The organism is Streptococcus sp. 1171_SSPC (genome assembly GCF_001069335.1).
Taxonomy (GTDB): Bacteria; Bacillota; Bacilli; order Lactobacillales; family Streptococcaceae; genus Streptococcus; species Streptococcus xiaochunlingii.
This window is the reverse complement of the sequence record NZ_JWAK01000007.1, coordinates 19475-40079: the sequence shown is the minus strand read 5'-3', so window position 1 is coordinate 40079 and position 20605 is coordinate 19475. Positions and strand designations below refer to the sequence as shown.

The window sequence follows — 20605 nt, the reverse complement described above, 5'->3', positions numbered from 1 at the left end:
AGGAACTTATGATGCTTGTTATTAAAGAAGTTAAGGATGAAGAGCAAAAAATGGCAGTTGTCGCCGAGGTTTTAAAGGATTTGCCAGAATGGTTTGGAATACCAGAAAGTACGCAAGCCTACATCGAAGGAGCTAAGGATTTACGAGTTTGGGCTGCTTATCAAGAAAGTGATGTAGTAGGGTTTATAAGTTTATCATATTCGAGTGAAGATTGTGCTGAAATTGACTGTCTAGGCGTGAAAAAATCATTCCAAGGTCAAGGAATTGGAAGGGAATTAATTACGACTATAGAAAGAGAAGCAGTCAAACAAGTGGACTACCTACAGGTCAAAATAGTCGCAGAAGGTTCAAATAAAGATTATGACCGAACAAATGTCTTTTATCGCAGTCTTGGTTTTAAAAAATTAGAGATTTTTCCTCAACTATGGGATCTTAAAAATCCTTGTCAGATTTTGATTAAAAAGATCAACTAAAAGTGCTTGACATCCGCTATCAGAGTGCTATACTGAGAAGGTAATCGCCGAATTAGCTCAGTTGGTAGAGCAACGCACTCGTAACGCGTAGGTCACAGGTTCGATCCCTGCATTCGGCATCAACTGATACAAGACAAAGCCCATTGTGACGGGCTTTTTTTGATGTTGAATTGCTTTTTGTACCAAATCATTCTAAAAGTTTTCAAACTCATCTTTGCTTTTCTCAATTGTTATGAACTGTAATGGTTTCATGAAGGAGAGGAACCATCCCCTAGAAATGGATAGTTCATCTGGCTCATTCATGTTCATGTGACCAGATAGTCCAATAATTTGACCACTTATCCAAATTTCCTTGTCACTCTTGCTTCTGTTTGTTATAGTAGGTTTATCAAAAGAAGCTAGTCTTCTGATAAAATTACAAAAAGAGGTAGTATCATGAAAAAATTAATTGGGTTTGGATTTATCCTTGCAGCTCTCGCCGTCATCACCTTTAGTATCATTAGTTATCCGAAAATAGATGCCAATCTTTGGCCCTTGGTTCCAGTTGTCTTGTTTGCTTTCTTTACGCTTGAAAATGCACTTAAGAAAGACTACAAGTCCAGCTTGATTTGTGCCATCATTGGTTTCATCATTGCCAATGCCATCTATGACCTTCTTCCGATTTCAAATGGGGTCGTGATTACTGCGGGTGTCTTGGCTTGTCTTGGTCTTGGCTTTCTCTTTCCAGACGCACCGAAAGAAAAATAATGCTTCCAATTTTATTCGCTTCAGGGGCTTGGTATGAAGAGATTTCTTCAGACCGAGTCCTTTTTAGCTGTCTGAAAGAACCACTTAGGGGCTGAAAAGAACCACTTACCGAAAAGGTCTTGTAAGATTTTGAACAGCTGTTATAATGTTACTAACAAAGGTTAAGAAAGGAGTCCTATGAAAGTTCGTATCGAATTAGATCCGCAGATGGATGAGCCAGAAATGATCATTCGGGCTCCTCGATTGACGGAGGATGTCGCCCGCTTACAACAGTTGATCTTGGAGCAAAAAATGACGCCCTTGACCTTTTACAAGGATCGAAGCGAGTACTTTGTAGATGTGTCAGAAATTCTCTTCTTTGAGACAGATGGTGAAAAGATCTATGGGCATACCAGAGAAGAGGCTTATGAGGTCCGTCAAAAACTCTACGAATTGGAAGAAATCTTGCCGATTGCTTTCTGTCGCATCTCCAAGTCGACCATCGTCAATACCAAGCAGATTTATTCCATCGAAAAATCTTTTTCGGGAACCAGTACAGTAAACTTTTATCAAACCCATAAGCAGGTACACGTGTCCCGACACTATTATCAACTCTTAAAAGAACGGTTAAAGGAAATGAGGTAACAAAATGAAAAATAAATTAATTGGGATTTTCTTAATCCTCCTAGCAGCCTTGGTGCTCTTACAAGGCTATTTTGTAAAATGGGAGATCAGTATCTGGACGCTGGCTTGGGTTGTCTTGCTCGCAGTCCTTTCCCTCTCTAGTTTCTTGAAGCGCCACTTTGGTTGGGGCTTCCTATATGGGATTTTGGCCCTCTTCTCCCTTAACGGCCAATACCATTTTCTTCCAGTATCCAATTCGGTGGTCATCTTTTCTTCTATTTTAGCGGTGATCGGTCTCAATATTCTCTTCAAGCCTTCCAAAAAAGCAAAAGCGACTTGGAACTCCTACACAGCAGGAACATCTTCTCAAACTGCTGGCAATGACATCGATGTCTCCTTCTCTACAGTGACCAAGTATTTGAATGATCAGAATTTTACAGGTGGAAGTGCGGATGTGAGCTTGGGAGAAGCTTCTATCTATTTTGACAATTGCCGGATCGAAGGCCCCTCAGCTCAGTTTGCGGTGGATGTCTCCCTTGGAAGTTTGAGTCTCTATGTCCCGAGCGACTGGCGGGTTCATGTCAATGTAGAAAGTTCTCTGTCAGCCATCCAACACCAGGAAAATCCTAGCAATTTAACCAGCAAAGACTTTTACATCGTCGGAGAGGTCTCGCTGGGGAATCTGGAAATCATCTATGTAGGTGAGAATTCCTTTTCATAAGCCGATCTAAGAAAAACTTATTCAAAGGTCTTGCCAAGAGAAAGTTTTTTTGGTAATATAGTACGGTATGTGGTGCTAGCACATCCGTAATATTAGATCTAATAGGAGGCAAAACAGAATGGCTAAAGTATGTTATTTTACTGGTCGTAAGACTGTATCAGGAAACAACCGTTCACACGCGATGAACCAAACCAAACGTGCCGTAAAACCAAACCTTCAAAAAGTAACTGTCCTTATCGATGGTAAACCTAAAAAAGTTTGGGCTTCAGCTCGTGCATTGAAATCTGGTAAAGTAGAACGCGTTTAATAAAGAAAGAAGGCTGGGCATAAAGTGTCCAGCCTTCGCTTTTTGATAGGAATAGTAGTATGACGCAGTGGTTGATTGGAACTACTCATGTTTGAAACATTCGTACTTCCTAATCAACTGCGCGGGGGTGGGAAAATTGAAAAGGTTTGGGGAACCTTTTCAACTTTTTTTATTTTACGGAGTTCCTTCCCACTCCCTTTTCTTTTTCTTCATTTTTTCTCTTTTTGGACATTTGTATCAACCGATAGGAGAAAGGTGTATCCCTTTTACACGCGCCCTCTTTTATGGTAAAATAGAATATAAAATACTTTTGAGGTAGAAATTATGACAGTAAAAATCAATACAAAAGATGGTCAAATTGAATTGACCGATGATGTCATCGCAACTGTTGTAGGCGGTGCAGCCACTGAAATTTTTGGAGTGGTTGGAATGGCCAGCAAAAACGCGATTAAAGATAATTTCCAAGCTCTCTTAGGTAAGGAAAACTACTCTAAGGGTGTCGTTGTGAAAACAGCGGAAGCAGGAAGTATTGCGGTTGATGTTTACACTGTTTTGAGCTATGGTACAAAGATTAGCGAAGTCTCAAAAAATATTCAAGAGCGTGTCAAATTCAGTTTAGAAAATCAACTTGGAATCACAACGGATACAGTCAACGTCTATATCCAAAACATTAAAATTGTGGGAGAATAATCGTGTCTAAAATTACAACTAGTTTATTTCAAGAAATGGTCCAAGCAGGGGCTACTCGCTTAAATAAACAAGCCGAGTATGTCAATTCATTGAACGTTTTTCCTGTACCAGACGGTGATACTGGAACCAATATGGGAATGACCATTGAAAATGGTGCAAAAGAAGTAGCTGATCGCTCTGCTTCAACTGTTGGAGAAGCAGCAAATATCTTTGCGAAGGGGCTTTTGATGGGAGCGCGTGGAAACTCAGGAGTTATTACTTCTCAGTTGTTCCGCGGATTTTCTCAAAGCGTCAAAGACAAGGATGAATTGGATGGGGCAGCTCTTGCGGCAGCCTTCCAAGCAGGGGTTGAAGTAGCCTATAAAGCGGTTATGAAGCCTGTTGAAGGAACCATCTTGACCGTTTCTCGTGGTGCTGCTATCGGTGCTAAGAAAAAAGCAGAATCAACCAATGATGCGGTTGAAGTCATGCGTGCAGCCCTTGAAGGAGCTAAAACAGCTCTTGCCAAAACACCAGATATGCTTCCAGTATTGAAGGAAGTTGGTGTGGTAGACTCTGGTGGTCAAGGTTTGGTCTTTATCTATGAAGGATTCTTATCAGCATTGACAGGAGAATTCATCGCTTCTGAAGAATTTGTGGCGACTCCAGCAACCATGTCAGAAATGATCAACGCAGAGCACCACAAGTCTGTAGCGGGCCATGTGGCAACCGAAGATATCACTTTTGGTTACTGTACAGAGATCATGGTTGCTTTGAAACAAGGTCCAACCTATGTCAAAGACTTTGACTACGACGAATTCCGTAACTATTTGAACAATCTTGGGGATTCTCTATTAGTCGTCAACGATGATGAAATCGTCAAAGTTCACGTCCATACAGAAGATCCAGGTCTTGTCATGCAAGAAGGTCTTAAGTACGGAAGCTTGGTCAAGGTGAAAGTCGACAACATGCGCAACCAGCACGAAGCACAAGTTGAAAAAGAAGAGCGCCAAGCGAAACCAGCTGAAGCAAAAGAATATGCCATCATTGCAGTTGTTGCGGGTGACGGATTAGCGGATATCTTCAAAGCGCAAGGGGTGGATTACATCATCTCTGGTGGTCAAACCATGAACCCATCGACAGAAGACTTTGTCAAAGCTGTTGAAGAGTTGAATGCGCGCAACATCATTATCTTGCCAAACAACAAGAACATCTTGATGGCGGCTCAATCTGCAGCAGAAGTCATTGAGCAACCAGCAGCAGTTGTTGAGACGAAGACCATCCCTCAAGGATTGACCAGTCTTCTTGCCTTTGATGAGAGCAAGTCGATTGAAGAAAACTACGAACGCATGAGCGCTTCATTGGAAGATGTTGTTTCAGGTAGTGTGACGACAGCTGTTCGTGATACCACTATTGATGGTCTTGAAATCCATGAAAACGACAATCTTGGAATGGTTGATGGTAAGATCGTCGTTTCCAATCCAGATATGATGGAAACCTTGACAGCTACCTTTGACAAGATGTTGGACGAAGATAGTGAAATTGTCACTATTTATATCGGTGAAGATGGTAAAGAGGAAGTAGCCAATGACTTGGCTCAAAACTTGATGGCTAAATATGAGGATGTCGAAGTCGAAATTCATCAAGGAAATCAACCAGTTTACCCATATTTGTTTAGCGTTGAATAATCAAAAATTTTCAAAAATAACAGGAAAAAGAGCCAAAAAAATGATTTTTTGGCCCTTTTTTTGATAAAAAAAGCTTAATGAAAGCGATTAGATAGGTGTTTTTAGACAATTTTTATTTGATATGTTATACTTTAGAAAAATAGAAATAGGAGAAAAAAGCAAATGAAAAAGGTAATCTGCTTTTTAGGAGCTTTGCTTTTGGTGATGACGGGGTGTGCTACTAAGTCTCAGTCCACAGAAACATCAAAAAGCTCAACCACTACTTCGATAGAAAAAAGTGAAACTGTTACCAGTGAAGAAAAAGAAGAAACCAAGGTTCTCACTGCAGAAATCAATGGCAATCAACATCGCTACACCATCACGACAAAAGGTGATAAGGTTCAGAAATTAAAGTTAGATGTTTTATCGGCCCTACCAGAAAAAATTGCCACTAACTCAGCTAATCTAAGTCCTGAAGAAATGACAAAAATTATCAATGAAGGTTTGCAGTCAGATTCAGAATACAAGGCTCTGAAAGACACAGCTGGCTTCAGTATCGAATATAAGGTCACTCCAGAGAAAAAATTAGCCTCAACAGTCTCTGTTGATATGGAAACCATTGATTGGGACAAGGTTAAAGATCTATCTTACTTTAAAGATCTTGGTATCGGTGACCTGAAAGACATCAAGGCATCGACCGTTTTCACAGGATTAAAACTCCATGGTTTCAAAGAAGAAACCCCAGCACCATAGGCTCGGACTCTTGTCCGGCCTTTTTTTTATTTTCCATGACATTTGTCATGTGAGCCAGTGACAAAATCATCTAGTGGGCAGTTATTCCTTTCGCTATAATATAGTCAGAAAGTAAGAGGTAAGGAAAAATGAAACAATGGTTCTATAAAGTGTTTACGTTAACAGTGGTTGGGATGGTCGTCTATTTGATCTTTTCAAAGGATGATAGTCTCTATTACCATTTCCCTTGGGAATTATTTGCTGGGATTGGCATCATGAGCTGGGCGGTCCAAGAAGGATTGAAGATGATCAAGGCTGTTAAAAAGGAGATGGAGCAATGAAAAAGAAACTTGAAATTGGATTGGTAGCTGTTTTGTGTTTGCTCCTTTGGGTAACTGAGATGATGACGGGCTGGTTTTCTGCCCATTTTCCTAGCTGGTTTTTCCAAACGGTTTGGGGAGTGACCTTGGTCGTCTATGTCATCATTCCAGCTGGCCAGATTTGGTTGAAAGGAGAGTCCCATGAGTGTCATTAGAGTTGAGAACTTGAACAAAAGCATCAAAGGAAAGGGGATTCTAGAAGATCTTTCTTTCACAGTCGAGAGAGGGGATTGCCTGGCCTTGATTGGACCAAACGGGGCAGGGAAGACAACCTTGATGGATTGCCTCCTAGGAGATAGGAAGGTGACTTCTGGAACTATTGAAGTAGAGGGAAAAGCTCCTGGTCATCCTCAGTTAAAGGCTAGTGTCTCTTATCTCCCTCAAGAGAATGCCATCGTGCAAAAGCTAACCGTGCAGGAACTGATCAGTTTCTTTCGCTCCATTTATCCCAACCCTTTAACGGTCAATGCCATCGATGATTTATTGCGTTTTACTCCAGAACAAAAGAAGCAATTAGCCAGTAAGCTGTCTGGTGGGCAAAAGCGTCTTTTATCCTTTGTGTTGACCTTGATTGGTCGTCCCAGTCTCCTATTTTTGGATGAGCCAACGGCTGCCATGGATACGTCCACTCGCCAACGCTTTTGGGAGATCGTCGGGCATTTAAAGGACCAAGGTGTGACTATAGTCTATTCTTCCCATTACATCGAGGAAGTAGAACATACAGCTGATCGGATTTTGGTCTTGCACCAGGGCCATTTGCTTCGGGATACGACACCTCTATCAATGCGAAGCGAAGAGGTAGAAAAACATTTCACCCTGCCTTTGCGATACCAAGCTCTAGTGGCAGGGATGGACGGAGTTGGTCAAGTGACGGTCAAATCCGATGCCCTTCAGGTTGTGACAGGTGATGCCAATCGTTTGTGGAGGCGATTGCAGGAAGAAGGATGTTCGATCCAAGAGATCGAGGTGACCAATAGAAGTTTATTGGATTCTATTTTTGAAAATACAAAGGAAGTAGGTAGAGAAGATGAAACGCATGAAAGCTCTCGGCGTGGTTGAGTGGCATTTGACCAGACGCCAAGCCATTTATTACTTGTTATCAATTGGGATGCCAACGGCCTTTTATCTCTTCTTTTCAGGGATGTACCAGGATACACCAGGGGCACCCGCTCACTTTATGAGGGATTATCTCCTCTCTATGACGGCTTTTTCTATGATGTCTACGGCTATCTTTTCTTTTCCAACAGTTCTTGAAACCGATCGACTCAACAATTGGCAAAAAGTCTTGCGCCATACCCCGGTATCTATGGTAGAATATTATCTAATAAAGGTTGTGGGTCTCTTTGTCGATTTTCTTCTATCGATTGGGGTCGTCTTTACCGTAGGTCATGTGGTGCGTCATGTGAATATGTCCCTACAGGATTGGGTCTTGTCGGCCTTTATTCTCATCCTAGGAAGCCTAGCGTTTGTGGCTCTCGGTCTGGTTTTGACCTTGCTTCCTTCTAGTCAATTGATGTCTGTTGTGGGTAATCTCCTTTACATGGGGTTGGCTGTCATGGGTGGCCTTTGGATGCCCATTAGTCTCTTTCCAGAATGGATGCAAGCCATCGGCAAATGCCTACCAACCTATCAATTGATGGAGCTGATCAAGACCTTTTTAAACAAGGGGCAGATCAATGTTCTCGCTAGTGTCTATTTAACCTTGTTTACCCTGGTCTTGTTTACCCTTGTCATTGTTTATCGTCGTCATTCTGAGGTTAGTTCATGATTGAAAAACTCAAGCGTATCCATTATATGTTTTACGCTAGCCTAGTCTTTATGGGCTTTCCCTTTATCTCTATTTTATTAGGGGAGGTCCCCTACTGGCACTTCTTTTTAGCCCTCTTGTTTATTGCTTCCTATCTAGGAGTCTTGATTACTGAAAACAAAAAGCTGACCTGGATTTGTTGGCTATACCTCCTAGCCTATGTAGCAGGAAATACTCTTTTTGTTAACGCCAACTATTTTTGGTTTTATTTCTTCATCAGCAACCTATTGGTCTATCACTTTGAGATTCACAATTTTCGCTCTCCCTATCTTTGGACAGTTTTTCTATCGCAATTCCTGCTTTTTGGGGCCATCTTTTTCAAACAGAGTGCGATGGAGTATGAATGGGTATTTTTAATCATTATTTTCTTTTTTACTCATGCCATGACCTACGGCATGATTCGGATTCGGATGGTGGAAGAGTTGAAAGCTGATCATGCCAAGCAAAATGCCCAGATCAATCTTTTGCTGGCAGAAAACGAGCGCCATCGGATTGGCCGCGATCTGCATGATAGTCTAGGGCACACCTTTGCCATGCTCAGTGTCAAGGCAGACCTGGCTGATCAATTCTTAGCATTGGGTCAAGTTGAGAAGGCGCAGGAGCAGGTGCAAGAGATTCAAACCATCAGTCAGGAGTCCATGCACCAAGTCCGAGAGATTGTGGAGAACTTGAAGCAGCGAACCCTGGCAAGAGAGCTAGAAACCGTCCAGCAAATGCTAGAAGTGGCGCAAGTAAAAGTGAAAATCCAAAGCAATCTCGATACAGCCAGTATCTCACCGATCCTAGAGTCTGCTCTGGCCATGGTGTCTCTGGAATTAGCCACTAATATGATCAAACATGCCAAAGCAACGCAAGCCCTTCTCTCTTATCGCTCCACTGAAACAGGTGTAGAAATGGTTGCAGAAGACAATGGCATCGGCTTTAGTAAAGTTTCCGATAAGGATCTGCACTCGATCCGCGAACGGATTGCCTTATTGGGAGGAGAGTTAGAGATCAGTCGTCGTCACAAGCCAACCCGCATAGAAATATGGATCCCCTATCAAGAAAGGAAATAAGATGCGCTTATTAGTTGCAGAAGACCAAAGTATGTTGCGCGATGCCCTCTGCCAGCTCTTGCTTTTGCAAGAGGATGTAGAAGAAGTCTTGCAGGCTGGAGATGGGCAAGAAGCCCTTCGCTTACTCGAAACCCATCCAGTTGATATTGCTATTTTAGATATTGAGATGCCTATCAAAACAGGGCTAGAAGTGTTGGAATGGGCTAAACGTCAACAACCCCAGCTCAAGGTTGTCATCGTTACCACCTTTAAGAGACCTGGTTACTTTGAGCGGGCCCTCAAGGCTGGAGTCGATGCCTATGTTCTAAAAGAGCGACGCATCACGGACTTGATGGGGACCCTGCATACAGTTTTGGCAGGGCAAAAAGAATATTCTCCTGAATTAATGGAGGGAATCCTGACCCATCCCAATCCTCTAAGTTCTCAGGAGCAGGCGGTTTTAAAAGAAGTTGCAAAGGGAGCTTCTAATCAAGAAATTGCTGATCGTTTATTTCTCTCTAACGGGACCATCCGCAATTATATGTCAGCCATTCTGACCAAGTTGGATGCAGAGAACCGGACCGAGGCAGCAAAGATTGCCCAAGAAAGGGGCTGGCTATAAGCAAGCAAAGTTTCTAGGATTCCTAGAGACTTTTTTGATTGGATTGTTCTTTTTTCAGGAAATATCTCATTATTCGGATTTGGATAGAAAATTCAGAAAATTTGTGATTTTTACTTGAAATATTTTCCAAAAATGATATGATAGTAGCATGCTCATTTGATAATCAAAGAAACAGAAAGGAGAGACATGGAGAAAATTACCTTAGAAACTGCAAAGACAGGTTCAGAGCTTGTGCTAGAAACGCTTCGAGATCTTGGGATTGATACCATTTTTGGGTACCCAGGTGGAGCGGTTTTGCCCCTTTACGATGCTATTTATAGTTTTAAAGGGATCAAACACATTCTTGGTCGACATGAACAAGGGTGTTTGCATGAAGCGGAAGGCTACGCCAAATCAACTGGAAAGTTGGGTGTCGCAGTCGTCACTAGTGGACCTGGGGCAACCAATGCCATTACAGGTATTGCTGACGCCATGAGTGATAGTGTCCCTCTTCTTGTATTTACTGGACAGGTCAACCGTTCCGGTATCGGGAAGGATGCCTTCCAAGAGGCAGATATTGTTGGGATTACCATGCCGATCACCAAGTACAATTACCAAGTACGAGAGACAGCAGATATTCCACGGATTATTACTGAAGCGGTCCATATTGCGACAACTGGTCGTCCAGGCCCTGTCGTCATTGACCTTCCAAAAGATGTCTCTGCCTTAGAAACAGATTATGTATTCAACCCAGCAATCAACATTCCAAGTTACCAACCGACCATTGAGCCAAATGAATTGCAGATTAAGAAAATCTTGAAGCAATTGGGCAAGGCTAAGAAACCAGTCCTTTTGGCTGGGGGTGGCGTTAGCTATGCGGAAGCGGCAGAAGAATTGGTAGCCTTAGCAGAACGCTATCAGATCCCTGTAGTGACTAGCCTTTTAGGTCAGGGAACGATTGCGACAAACCATCCTCTCTTCCTTGGAATGGGTGGGATGCACGGATCCTTTGCGGCCAACATTGCCATGACCGAAGCGGATTTCATGATCAGTATTGGCTGTCGTTTCGATGACCGTCTGACAGGAAATCCAAAGACCTTTGCGAAGAATGCCAAAGTCGCTCATATTGATATTGACCCAGCAGAGATTGGTAAAATCATTGCAGTCGATATTCCCGTCGTTGGCGATGCGAAGAAAGCTCTACAACAATTGTTGGCAGAGCCAGTCGTTCACAACAATACGGAGAAATGGATCGAGAAGGTCACAAAAGATAAGAACCGGGTTCGTTCTTACGATAAGAAAGAACGCGTGGTCCAACCCCAAGCAGTTATTGAACGCGTGGGTGAGTTGACCAAGGGGGATGCCATCGTCGTGACAGACGTTGGCCAACACCAAATGTGGGCAGCTCAGTACTACCCATACCAAAACGAACGGCAATTAGTGACTTCTGGTGGTCTAGGGACCATGGGATTCGGTGTACCAGCTGCAATTGGTGCTAAGATTGCCAATCCAGACAAAGAAGTCGTGCTCTTTGTCGGAGATGGTGGCTTCCAGATGACCAACCAAGAATTGGCAATCTTGAATGTTTACAAGATTCCGATCAAGGTCATCATGCTCAATAACCATTCACTTGGGATGGTTCGGCAGTGGCAAGAAGCCTTCTATGATGGACGAACATCAGAGTCCGTCTTTGAAACCTTGCCAGACTTCCAATTGATGGCGCAAGCCTATGGGATTAAGAATTACAAATTTGATAATCCCGAAACCCTTGAGAAGGATTTGGAAGTCATTACCGAAGATGTACCAATGTTCATCGAGATTGACATTTCTCGGAAAGAACACGTTTTACCAATGGTACCAGCTGGTAAGAGCAATCATGAGATGTTGGGGGTGAAGTTTAATGCGTAGAATGTTAACAGCCAAACTTCAAAACCGGTCTGGGGTTCTCAATCGCTTTACCGGTGTCTTGTCTAGACGACAAGTCAACATTGAGAGCATCTCAGTAGGAGCAACAGAAAATCCGAATGTATCACGGATTACCATCATCATCGATGTTGCCTCTCATGATGAAGTCGAACAAATCATCAAGCAACTCAATCGCCAGGTCGATGTGATTCGCGTCCGAGACATTACAGATAAACCTCACCTAGAGCGTGAAGTGATTCTGATCAAGGTCTCTGCACCAGCAGAGAAACGGGCAGAATTGCTGGCTATTATCCAGCCCTTCCGCGCAACTGTGGTAGACGTAGCTCCAAGCTCCATCACCGTGCAGATGACAGGAAATGCAGAGAAGAACGAAGCTCTCTTGCGTGTCATTCGTCCTTATGGGATTAAAAATGTCGCACGGACTGGTGCAACTGGCTTTACCCGCGATTAAAATCCAACCTAAATTTGTTAAAACAGCCTAAGAGGCAATAAAAATAGAAAAGAGAGAAAAAACTATGGCAGTTCAAATGGAATACGAAAAAGATGTAAAAGTAGCAGCACTTGACGGTAAAAAAATCGCCGTTATTGGTTATGGCTCACAAGGTCATGCCCACGCTCAAAACTTGCGTGACTCAGGTCATGATGTGATCATCGGTGTACGTCCAGGTAAATCTTTTGATAAAGCAAAAGAAGATGGTTTTGATACTTACACAGTAGCAGAAGCAACTAAATTGGCTGACGTTATCATGATCTTGGCTCCAGACGAAATCCAACAAGAATTGTACGAAGCAGAAATTGCTCCAAACTTGGAAGCTGGTAATGCTGTTGGATTTGCACATGGTTTCAACATCCACTTCGAATTCATCAAAGTTCCTGCAGATGTAGATGTCTTCATGTGTGCACCTAAAGGCCCTGGTCACTTGGTGCGCCGTACGTATGAAGAAGGATTTGGTGTTCCTGCACTTTACGCTGTCTACCAAGATGCTACAGGAAATGCTAAAGATATCGCCATGGATTGGTGTAAAGGTGTTGGTTCAGCACGCGTTGGTCTTTTGGAAACAACTTATAAAGAAGAAACTGAAGAAGATTTATTTGGTGAACAAGCCGTTCTCTGTGGTGGTTTGACTGCCCTTATTGAAGCAGGTTTTGAAGTCTTGACGGAAGCTGGATACGCTCCAGAATTGGCTTACTTTGAAGTACTTCACGAAATGAAACTCATCGTTGACTTGATCTACGAAGGTGGATTCAAGAAAATGCGTCAATCAATCTCTAACACTGCTGAATACGGTGACTACGTGTCAGGTCCACGTGTGATTACTGAACAAGTGAAAGAAAACATGAAAGCCGTTCTTGCGGATATCCAAAATGGTAAATTCGCCAACGACTTTGTGAATGACTACAAAGCTGGTCGTCCAAAATTGACTGCTTACCGTGAACAAGCGGCTAACCTTGAAATCGAAAAAGTTGGTGCTGAATTGCGTAAAGCAATGCCATTCGTTGGAAAAAATGACGACGACGCCTTTAAAATCTATAACTAATGAGGTGATGGTGAAGTTGGGAGAAATCCCAACTTCTTTTTCATCAATAGCAGAGATGGATTGGAAGGTATTTTCAACCATTTAGCAGAATCTGTATGAAGAGACGTGCCATATCGAACATTTTGGGTGATTTTTCTGAAAATTTGGAAAATACGCTGAAATTTTTGCAGTCTTTTGATATAATTAGATGAAATAAGGAGAAGAAGAGGAAGACCATGATAACATCGAAAGATATCATAAAAGCCCACAAGGTCTTAAAGGGTGTGGTTGTTGAGACTCCCTTAGATTATGATCATTATTTATCCGAAAAGTATAGAGCGAAAATCTACTTAAAGAAGGAAAATGCGCAGCGGGTTCGTTCCTTTAAGATTCGTGGAGCCTACTACGCGATTTCTCAGTTGAATGAGAAAGAGAGAGAGCGAGGAGTAGTCTGTGCCTCAGCAGGGAACCACGCTCAAGGAGTTGCCTACACCTGCCGGGAGATGAAAATCCCAGCGACCATCTTTATGCCGATTACAACACCTCAGCAAAAAATTAGCCAGGTTCGTTTCTTCGGTGGAGAATATGTGACCATTAAATTAGTAGGAGATACTTTTGATGCTTCTTCTAAGGCGGCGCAGGAATATACCGAGCTTAAAAACTGTACCTTCATTGATCCATTTGATGATGCCAATGTCCAAGCAGGTCAAGGAACTGTAGCCTACGAAATTCTAGAGGAAGCTAAGAAAGAATCCATTGCCTTCGATGCGGTGTTAGTACCAGTTGGTGGGGGAGGCCTCATCGCCGGAGTATCCACCTATATCAAGGAACAAGCGCCGGAAATCGAGGTTATTGGGATCGAAGCAGATGGGGCTCGGTCGATGAAGGCAGCCTTTGAAGCTGGAGGCCCGGTAAAACTCAAACAGATTGATAAATTTGCGGATGGGATTGCTGTTCAAAAGGTAGGCCAGTTGACTTATGAGGCAACGAAAAAAAATGTTGAGACCTTGATTGGCGTCAACGAAGGCTTGATCTCTGAGACCTTGATTGATCTTTATTCTAAGCAAGGCTTGGTTGCAGAACCAGCTGGAGCTGCCAGTGTAGCGGCTTTAGAAGTGTTGAGAGAGTATATCAAAGGGAAGACCATTTGCTGTGTGATTTCTGGGGGGAACAATGATATTAACCGGATGCCAGAGATGGAAGAGCGAGCTTTGATCTATGATGGTATTAAACACTACTTCATCGTCAACTTCCCGCAACGTCCAGGAGCTCTTCGAGAATTTGTAAATGATATCTTAGGACCAAATGACGATATCACGCGGTTTGAGTACATCAAACGAGCAAGTAAGGGGACTGGCCCAGTCTTGATTGGGGTTGCTTTGGCAGATAAGCATGACTATGCAGGTCTGATCAATCGGATTGAACAATTTGACCCTTCTTTCATTAACCTAAATGGAAATGAAACCCTCTATAACATGTTGGTATGATGGCTTCTTTAACAAAGAGTCACTTAAAAAAGTAATAAAATATAAAGGAGAATCAGGAAATGATTTGGATTTTTCTATTGGCTATTCTAGTAGTTGGAGCTACTGTATTCATTAGCTCACTCTATGTGGTGAAACAACAATCTGTTGCAATTATTGAGCGTTTTGGACGCTATCAAAAGATCAGCAATAGTGGGATTCATGTCCGTGCACCATTTGGTATCGATAAAATTGCTGCGCGTGTGCAATTGCGTCTCTTGCAAAGCGAGATTGTGGTCGAAACTAAGACACAAGATAACGTATTCGTTACTATGAATGTCGCGACACAATACCGTGTAAATGAAAACAATGTAACGGATGCTTACTACAAATTGATGCGTCCAGAAGCTCAGATCAAATCTTACATCGAAGATGCTCTGCGCTCATCTGTTCCAAAGTTGACCTTGGATGAATTGTTTGAGAAAAAGGATGAAATCGCCCTTGAGGTTCAAAAACAAGTAGCTGAAGAAATGTCAACCTACGGGTATATCATTGTAAAAACCTTGATTACCAAGGTTGAACCAGATGCTGAAGTCAAGCAGTCAATGAATGAGATCAACGCTGCTCAACGGAAACGTGTGGCTGCCCAAGAATTGGCTGAAGCGGATAAGATTAAAATTGTTACTGCAGCCGAAGCGGAAGCTGAAAAAGATCGCCTTCACGGGGTCGGGATTGCAGAGCAACGGAAGGCCATTGTAGATGGTTTAGCAGATTCTATCAAGGAATTGAAAGACACCAATGTGAATTTGACAGAAGAACAGATTATGTCGATTCTTTTGACCAACCAATATTTGGATACTTTGAATAACTTTGCAGAAAAACAAGGAACCAATACCCTCTTCTTACCAGCTAATCCTGATGGCGTAGAGAGCATTCGCACCCAAATCCTCTCAGCTTTAAAAGCTAAATAACAAAATATCTGACTTTTTTAAAATTGTTCGTATTTTCAGCTATTATGGTTGACAAAATATGCAAAAAATTTTATATTAGTATTGGAAATAATAATATAGGAGAAGAATCATGGCTAAATCGAACTTCGAAAAAGTGGAATCAGTTGTTGGTTGGGTACGTGATAAAAAGATCACTGGCTATCGTATCAGTAAAGAAACGAACGCCCGTGAAATGTCTATCATTGCACTTGCGCAAGGTCGTGCAAAAGTGAAAAACATTTCGTTTGAAACTGCGCTTGGCTTGATCGATTTTTATGATAAGAATCATCAAAAATTCGAAAATTAAACTTAGATATAAAAAAGAAGGGAAAAAGCTTCCCTTCTTTTTATATAGTATAAATCAGGATATCGTAGGAAAGTATCACTAGCTTACTTCATATCTATCAAAGGATTTCAACAAGTTTATGTGTGGAATCGTGCTTTCAATTGATGGTATTTAAAAACTCCCTCATCGGAAGGATTTCCAGTGAGGGAGTTTGTTTTAGTTTAAGAAACGTTGTAAGAATTCTTTCGTTCGTTCTTCTTTTGGATTGGTAAAGATTTCTTTCGGATCACCTTGTTCAGCGATGACCCCCTTGTCCATAAAGATAACACGACTTGAGACGTCTCGTGCAAATTCCATTTCGTGGGTGACCACGATCATGGTTAAGCCTTCTTTGGCTAAGTCTTGCATAATTTTAAGAACTTCTCCGACCATTTCAGGGTCCAGAGCAGAGGTTGGCTCATCGAAGAGAATAGCATCCGGATCCATAGAGAGGGCCCGAGCGATAGCGACCCGTTGTTTTTGTCCTCCTGAAAGTTGTTTTGGACGAGCAGCCCAATAAGGTTCTCCCATACCAACTTTCTCTAAATTCGCTTTAGCAATCTTCTCAGCCGTTTCTCTGTCCCGTTTTAGGACAGTTGTCTGAGCGACAATGGTGTTTTCTAAGACATTTAAGTTTTCAAAGAGGTTGAAGCTTTGGAAAACCATGCCCAATTTTTCCCGATAGTGGGTGAGATCATAGTCAGGATCAAGAACGTTTTGCCCCCGGTAGAGGATTTCTCCATCAGTCGGTGTCTCTAAGAGATTGATGGAGCGAAGGAAGGTAGATTTCCCGCTACCAGAGCTCCCAATGATAGAGATTACTTCGCCCTTTTCAACAGAAAGAGAGATGTCCTTCAAAACTTCGTTTTGACCGTAGGATTTTTTTAAGTGTTTGATTTCAAGTATTTTTTCTGCCATTATTTCACCTCTTTGACTTGCATTTGATTGGCACCTGTTGTATAGGTATCAGAATCTAAGCGACGTTCGATGTAACGAAGGATACGGGTGATAGTAAAAGTCAGGATAAAGTAAATAACCGCAATAATAGTAAAGGTTGGGAAGTATTGGTAGTTTTGAGTTGCGACCGTATTTCCTGTAAAGTAAAGTTCGACCACGGAGATAACATTCAAGACAGATGTATCCTTGATGTTAATGACAAATTCATTCCCTGTCGCTGGCAAGATATTGCGAATAACTTGAGGAAGGACGACCTTGCGCATGGTTTGTCCATGGGTCATTCCTAGAGCAGTCGCTGCTTCAAACTGACCAGTATCCACTGCTAAGATTCCTCCACGAACAATCTCGCTCATATAAGCCCCTGTATTGATCGAAACAATAAAGATGGCGGCCCAGGTACGATCCAAGGAAATGTTGAAGGCTTGGGCTGAACCGTAGAAAATAACCATGGATTGAACGATCATCGGAGTTCCGCGGAAGATTTCAATGTAGACATTGAGGAACCAACCAAAGAATGTTTGCAAGGCAGCGAGAGCCTTGTTTTTAGACATAGGCGCAGTCCGGAAGACACCGATCAACAAACCGATAATCAAACCAGCAATGGTCCCTGTCATGGAGATGAGGAGGGTCATACCAGTTCCACGTAAGAACTGTGGGCCATTATCTTTCAAAATCTTCATCATTTGGCTGAAGAAAGTCTGCTCATCATCGCTAGCATCGCTGGAAGCTGGTTGCTTCTTGATCATATCATCCATGAGTTTGACTTGGTCTTCAGATGAAATTTTCGCTAGTGCCGCATTGACTTGGTCAAGTCTAGCGTCACCCTTCTTCATCCCGATAGCGATGGTCGCATCTTCTTCCCCAACTTCAAATCCTTTTTTGAATTGGATCATCTTAAATTTTGAATTAGCGGACTCAGCTGTCAAGGCTTCTGGACGCTCAGAAACATAGGCATCAATAACACCAGATTCTAAAGCTTGGCGCATTTGAGCAAAGTCTCCCATTGCAGTTTCTTGTTTTGCACCCTTGAGTTGGGAGATGAGCGAGTAGAGGTAGACCCCTTGTTGAGAGGTGACCTTGGCATCCTTAAAGTCATCTAAACTAGTGGCATTCGCATAGTTTCCATCTTTGCGAACTAGCATGACTGGCTCACTAGTATAGTAGCTATTAGAAAAGGCAACCTCTTTTTTGCGCTCAGCAGTAGGACTCATCCCGGCGATGATCATATCGATTTTCCCAGAAGTGAGGGCTGGAATTAGTCCGTTCCAAGATGTTTTTACGATCAGAGGTTTTTTACCTAGTCCCTCAGCAACTTTTTTGGCGATTTGAACATCGTACCCGTTGGCATATTGGTTGGTGCCATCAATCTTTACGGCTCCATTTGAATCATCTTCTTGAGTCCAGTTGAAAGGAGCATACGCAGCCTCCATTCCAATCCGGAGATACTCATCTGCTTTGACAATATGGCTCATTCCCAGACACAAAAGTAGTCCGGTAAAGAGAGCATAAATTGTTTTTTTCATGTAGTCTCCTCTTCCTTTATAAATAGTATCATCTTATTGTACAGGAAATTGGTCTACTTTTCAAACCTGATAACCTTTTCATGAAAAAATGCTATAATAAACCAAAGGAGTATAGGGGAAATGAAAAAAATTCTGTATGTTCTATTGGCAGTGATGGCCTGTCTATTTATAACAGGTTTTGTAAAAGCGGATGGTCCTTCCTATGAGGTTCAGTCTTATCGGGGGACTCTTACCTTGGAAACTTGGGATGATGCTACCTATGAGGAAGAATTGGTCTATCATTTTACAACTTCCTATAATGGTCAATATGTCACCTTAGGAAGTGCTGGTAAAATGCCTCAAGGTTTTGAAATAGTAATTCCTCCTTTGGTGGAAGTGGAAGGTAGAACCTTGTCGCAAGAACCAGAAGTTCATAATTTAGGCGATGGTTATCAGGTAAAGATTTATAACGGTGGAAGTGCAGGGGATACTGTCAAGATAAAGGTTACCTGGCGCTTAAAAAACTTGCTCTATGTTCACCAAGATATCCTATTATTGAACTGGAAACCAATCAGTGATGGGGATCAAGAGGTCAAAAAAGTAGAGTTACAGGTTATCCCGAAATTTGCCACAGCTGCCTCAAAATCGGAACTGAATATCCATACGGCTTATATGGGGGCTGAGGCAACTGTTCAGAAAGAAGAAGCAAACTATAAGGCTACTCTAGAGAATCTGAAACGAAAAGAAGGTGTTGAGATTTATGCTTACTGGCGGAAATCGGATATAGCTTCCTTTGGGGAATCCTATCGCGATACAGGTTTGATGGAGGAGTCCAACTATCATCGGACGGAAGCAGGAATTGTTCAAAAACGGACCTGGATTCGCCTATTTATGAAGGTCCTACTCCCAATCCTTATTCTGTTCTTCCTTCTTCTTGCTATTTATTATCGTCATCGATTCATACAATCTGTGACTTCTACCAGAGTTTTCCCAAAAAATAGCCGCTTGTATGAGATTCCAAATGACGTTGCGCCTCTACTAATGGCCTCGATTGTATACTCTACAGAGCTAGATGAGATTTCTCCAACCAAAAAACACGCTCGGGGCGTCTTTAAATTTGATCAGTTGGTGCAAGCAACCTTACTTGATTTGATTGATCGAAAAAATATCATCTGTGAGCAATACGACACTCATACAGTTTTAACCATTCAAAATGAAGATACATTGGATGAATTTGAGCGCGAATTTCTTAGACTAGCTTTCGGTTCTCAAAAATATTGTAGAACAGATGACTTGTTTTCAGATTATGAAATTTCGGATTCTCTCTATAAATATGCCTCTGAAAAAGATCAAGATGCTATTCGCAAGCGTGGAAAACAAGCGCAAGATCGGATTGATGCAGCGATTTCTCGTGTCGCTCAGGCAGTTCAACAAAAGATCCAAACCTTTGCCCTTTCTCCTTACTACCGTCCTTTAGAGGCAGGGGAGGAACGTGCAGGCCGTATGTGCCTCTTCTTTGGATGGGCAGCATGGAGCATTGCTTTGGTAGCCGGTCTAATTGCTTATTTCATCTTGAATTGGCTCTCTATCTTTTGTGTGATCTATGTGTTGGTGATGTGGATTCTTCCAGCATCCTTCCAAGGGAAGTTCACCCTCTATCGACGGGATGGAGTCCCAACGGACCTCGGTGCAGAACAGCGCTATTACTGGGATAGCTTCCGTAATATGTTGCGGGATATCGCTCATTTGGAAGAAGCAGAAGTTCAATCGCTGGTTTTATGGAATCGCTTATTAGTCTATGCTACTCTATTTGGTTTTGCAGATCAAGTAAGTAAAGTGATGAAGCTTCGTCAAATCCACTTGGATAACCCAAGTATGGATGCCTATGTCTACACTCCATTTCGTAGTAATCTGATCCATTCCAGCCATCTCTTATCTACTTATGGAACGACCGCGACAACTGCTAGTCATTTTACAGTATCTTCAAGCGGTAGTTCTGGTGGTGGCTTCTCTGGTGGCGGTGGTGGCGGTGGCTTCGGTGCTTTTTAGAGTCGCACAAGTGCTAGCTAGCCACAGTTGTGTGTATAATTTTATAGAAGAGGCTGGGACAAAAGTCCTAGCCTCTCAATTATTTTGGGATTGTTGAGCAAGACGCAGTGGTTGAGTGGGCTCTACTACGCTGATT

23 protein-coding genes and 1 tRNA gene are annotated in these 20605 nt (G+C 42.4%); 22 read left to right on the top strand and 2 right to left on the bottom strand.

Annotated features, from left to right (window positions below):
- Window positions 1-11: 11 nt before the first annotated feature.
- From ADF75_RS00715 to ADF75_RS00615, 21 genes are all read left to right on the top strand, one after another.
- On the top strand, window positions 12-473 hold the full coding sequence (locus tag ADF75_RS00715) for a GNAT family N-acetyltransferase (RefSeq protein ID WP_048788768.1): 462 nt from the start codon (window positions 12-14) through the stop codon (window positions 471-473).
- Window positions 474-519: 46 nt separating this feature from the next.
- Window positions 520-592 (top strand) — tRNA-Thr (locus tag ADF75_RS00710).
- Window positions 593-908: 316 nt separating this feature from the next.
- Window positions 909-1220 (top strand): hypothetical protein, encoded by a 312-nt coding sequence (locus ADF75_RS00705; RefSeq protein WP_048788767.1) that lies wholly within the window; start codon window positions 909-911, stop codon window positions 1218-1220.
- 177 nt (window positions 1221-1397) lie between these two features.
- The gene (locus ADF75_RS00700; protein ID WP_048788766.1) at window positions 1398-1844 is read left to right on the top strand and encodes a LytTR family DNA-binding domain-containing protein; all 447 of its coding nucleotides are present in this window, start codon (window positions 1398-1400) and stop codon (window positions 1842-1844) included.
- A 4-nt stretch (window positions 1845-1848) separates the two neighbouring features.
- Window positions 1849-2544, top strand: coding sequence for a LiaF transmembrane domain-containing protein (locus ADF75_RS00695; protein WP_048788765.1), 696 nt, complete (start codon window positions 1849-1851; stop codon window positions 2542-2544).
- Between the two features lie 118 nt (window positions 2545-2662).
- Window positions 2663-2851: a 50S ribosomal protein L28 gene (gene rpmB / locus ADF75_RS00690; RefSeq protein ID WP_001140948.1), complete on the top strand. Its 189-nt coding sequence runs from the start codon at window positions 2663-2665 to the stop codon at window positions 2849-2851.
- A gap of 324 nt (window positions 2852-3175) precedes the next feature.
- Window positions 3176-3541, top strand: a complete 366-nt coding sequence (locus tag ADF75_RS00685; RefSeq protein ID WP_006594986.1) for an Asp23/Gls24 family envelope stress response protein — start codon at window positions 3176-3178, stop codon at window positions 3539-3541.
- 2 nt (window positions 3542-3543) lie between these two features.
- The gene (locus tag ADF75_RS00680) at window positions 3544-5208 is read left to right on the top strand and encodes a DAK2 domain-containing protein (RefSeq protein ID WP_048691480.1); all 1665 of its coding nucleotides are present in this window, start codon (window positions 3544-3546) and stop codon (window positions 5206-5208) included.
- 162 nt (window positions 5209-5370) lie between these two features.
- On the top strand, window positions 5371-5940 hold the full coding sequence (locus tag ADF75_RS00675) for an SP0191 family lipoprotein (protein ID WP_048788764.1): 570 nt from the start codon (window positions 5371-5373) through the stop codon (window positions 5938-5940).
- Window positions 5941-6068: 128 nt separating this feature from the next.
- Window positions 6069-6260 carry a hypothetical protein gene (locus ADF75_RS00670; protein WP_014712940.1) on the top strand — a complete coding sequence of 64 codons (192 nt, stop codon included), beginning with the start codon at window positions 6069-6071 and terminating at the stop codon, window positions 6258-6260.
- A complete protein-coding gene (locus ADF75_RS00665; RefSeq protein ID WP_048714779.1) occupies window positions 6257-6454 on the top strand; it encodes a hypothetical protein in 198 nt (65 codons plus the stop codon). Before ADF75_RS00670 ends, ADF75_RS00665 begins: the two co-directional genes overlap by 4 nt.
- Window positions 6441-7358, top strand: a complete 918-nt coding sequence (locus tag ADF75_RS00660) for an ABC transporter ATP-binding protein (protein WP_048788763.1) — start codon at window positions 6441-6443, stop codon at window positions 7356-7358. Before ADF75_RS00665 ends, ADF75_RS00660 begins: the two co-directional genes overlap by 14 nt.
- Window positions 7327-8067, top strand: coding sequence for an ABC transporter permease (locus tag ADF75_RS00655; protein WP_048788762.1), 741 nt, complete (start codon window positions 7327-7329; stop codon window positions 8065-8067). Before ADF75_RS00660 ends, ADF75_RS00655 begins: the two co-directional genes overlap by 32 nt.
- A complete protein-coding gene (locus ADF75_RS00650) occupies window positions 8064-9161 on the top strand; it encodes a sensor histidine kinase (RefSeq protein WP_048788761.1) in 1098 nt (365 codons plus the stop codon). Before ADF75_RS00655 ends, ADF75_RS00650 begins: the two co-directional genes overlap by 4 nt.
- Before the next feature lies 1 nt (window position 9162).
- Window positions 9163-9762 carry a response regulator transcription factor gene (locus ADF75_RS00645; RefSeq protein WP_048788760.1) on the top strand — a complete coding sequence of 200 codons (600 nt, stop codon included), beginning with the start codon at window positions 9163-9165 and terminating at the stop codon, window positions 9760-9762.
- Window positions 9763-9948: 186 nt separating this feature from the next.
- On the top strand, window positions 9949-11649 hold the full coding sequence (locus tag ADF75_RS00640) for an acetolactate synthase large subunit (protein ID WP_048788759.1): 1701 nt from the start codon (window positions 9949-9951) through the stop codon (window positions 11647-11649).
- Entirely contained in the window at window positions 11642-12118 is a 477-nt protein-coding gene (gene ilvN, locus ADF75_RS00635) for an acetolactate synthase small subunit (RefSeq protein ID WP_006594976.1), read from the top strand. Before ADF75_RS00640 ends, ilvN begins: the two co-directional genes overlap by 8 nt.
- A 64-nt stretch (window positions 12119-12182) precedes the next feature.
- Window positions 12183-13205: a ketol-acid reductoisomerase gene (gene ilvC, locus ADF75_RS00630; protein ID WP_023027688.1), complete on the top strand. Its 1023-nt coding sequence runs from the start codon at window positions 12183-12185 to the stop codon at window positions 13203-13205.
- A 215-nt stretch (window positions 13206-13420) separates the two neighbouring features.
- On the top strand, window positions 13421-14671 hold the full coding sequence (gene ilvA, locus ADF75_RS00625) for a threonine ammonia-lyase IlvA (RefSeq protein WP_048714769.1): 1251 nt from the start codon (window positions 13421-13423) through the stop codon (window positions 14669-14671).
- 59 nt (window positions 14672-14730) lie between these two features.
- Window positions 14731-15618 carry an SPFH domain-containing protein gene (locus ADF75_RS00620; protein ID WP_048788758.1) on the top strand — a complete coding sequence of 296 codons (888 nt, stop codon included), beginning with the start codon at window positions 14731-14733 and terminating at the stop codon, window positions 15616-15618.
- 109 nt (window positions 15619-15727) lie between these two features.
- Window positions 15728-15943, top strand: coding sequence for a hypothetical protein (locus ADF75_RS00615; protein WP_006594972.1), 216 nt, complete (start codon window positions 15728-15730; stop codon window positions 15941-15943).
- Between the two features lie 195 nt (window positions 15944-16138).
- Here ADF75_RS00615 and ADF75_RS00610 read toward each other — a convergent pair whose 3' ends face one another.
- Complete coding sequence (locus tag ADF75_RS00610) at window positions 16139-16879, bottom strand: amino acid ABC transporter ATP-binding protein (protein ID WP_009732258.1); 741 nt, start codon at window positions 16877-16879, stop codon at window positions 16139-16141.
- Window positions 16879-18441: an ABC transporter substrate-binding protein/permease gene (locus ADF75_RS00605; RefSeq protein WP_048788757.1), complete on the bottom strand. Its 1563-nt coding sequence runs from the start codon at window positions 18439-18441 to the stop codon at window positions 16879-16881. The genes ADF75_RS00610 and ADF75_RS00605 overlap by 1 nt, the downstream gene beginning before the upstream one ends.
- Before the next feature lie 120 nt (window positions 18442-18561).
- On the opposite strand from ADF75_RS00605, the gene ADF75_RS00600 reads away from it, so the two are divergent.
- Window positions 18562-20469, top strand: a complete 1908-nt coding sequence (locus ADF75_RS00600) for a DUF2207 domain-containing protein (protein WP_048788756.1) — start codon at window positions 18562-18564, stop codon at window positions 20467-20469.
- Window positions 20470-20605: the final 136 nt, after the last annotated feature.